This window comes from Brevibacterium iodinum ATCC 49514, from assembly GCF_900169265.1.
GTDB classification, from domain to species: Bacteria; Actinomycetota; Actinomycetes; order Actinomycetales; family Brevibacteriaceae; genus Brevibacterium; species Brevibacterium iodinum.
On sequence record NZ_FXYX01000060.1, the window covers coordinates 1 to 1183 of the forward strand.

The following is a 1183-nucleotide window of genomic DNA, read 5'->3' on the forward strand; positions in this document are numbered from 1 at the left end:
CACGGGTTCGTCGCTGCCGCGTTCAATCCACTCGCGATGAACCTCGAACGGCGGCCGGTATCCAATCGCCGAATGCAATCGTCGCCGGTTGTACCAGCCGATCCATTTCGACGTCTCAGCCATGACGTCAATCAACCCTGACCACTCACGACGATCGATCAATTCAGCCTTATAAACCGAGTTCAGGGCCTCAGCCATAGCATTGTCGTACGAGTCCCCACGGGACCCCACCGACGCCACGATCTCCGATTCAGCAAGGGTCTCGCCATAGCGAATCGATCGGAATTGAACGCCCCGATCGCTGTGGTGGACAAGCCCCGATACGTCTTCGCCAGCACGAAATTTAGCTGCCAGAGCCATCGTCAACGCGTCCCTGGCCAAGAACTCCCGATGGAACACGTCGAGGATGAACGTCGTGTACACCCACCCAGACCGCGTCGGCACGTACGTTATGTCAGCGACCCAGAGACAGTTCGGCCTCCGGGCGGCGAACTCACGTTCGACGAGATCCTCCGGACATTCCTCGGCCCTGGCCGAGGCAGTCTTCGGACGCTTCCGCCTCCGCCGGACACCATCGATGCCCAGCTGGCGCATCAACCGCTCGACCGTGCACCGAGCGATATTCCCGAACCGGTCCGCATACTCGCGGTTGATCGCCTTCCACATCTTCCGCACCCCGTAACAGGAATAGTTCGCCTCGTAGACGTCCCGGATGGCGGTCTTGAGCTCCCGGTCCCGGACAGCACGGGCTGAAGGCTGGCGTAATTTGTACGCGTAATACGAGCTCACAGCAATCCGTGCAGCAGTCCCTGAAAGGGCGCGCACGATTGGCTCGACTCCGAACTCGTCGCGGTTGTTGTCGATGAAGCCGACGATTACTTGGATTGGCCGTCGAGCTCCGCCGCGAAGAAAGCCGAAGCCTGGCGAAGCATCTCGTTTGCCCGTTTAGCTTCGGTCAACTCGGCGCGCAGTCGACGGTTCTCGGCCTCAAGGTCGACCGATTCCGCCGGCGTGGTTTTGCCGGAGTCCTTGTGCTTGCGCACCCAGACTCGCAGGGTCTCCTTGCTCAGGCCGAGTTCGTTCGCGACGCGGGTGATTGCCCCATTCGCGGTCTCAGGATCGGCTTGAGCATGGATGACGAGCTCGACGGCACGAGCCTTGAGTTCGTCGGTGTATTTCACTG

General features: G+C 60.6%; 2 protein-coding genes and 1 other annotated feature. Both genes read right to left on the reverse strand.

The features are described from left to right. On the reverse strand, positions 1–885 hold an 885-nt coding region (locus tag BI49514_RS16185), incomplete at its 3' end, for an IS3 family transposase (RefSeq protein ID WP_420836304.1). Then, positions 787–915, reverse strand: a sequence feature (AL1L pseudoknot). (Overlaps the previous gene by 99 nt.) Beyond that, a partial coding sequence (locus BI49514_RS17365) for a transposase (protein ID WP_420836303.1) occupies positions 876–1183 on the reverse strand: 308 nt, incomplete at its 5' end. Its footprint overlaps the feature before it by 40 nt. The genes BI49514_RS17365 and BI49514_RS16185, both read right to left, overlap by 10 nt.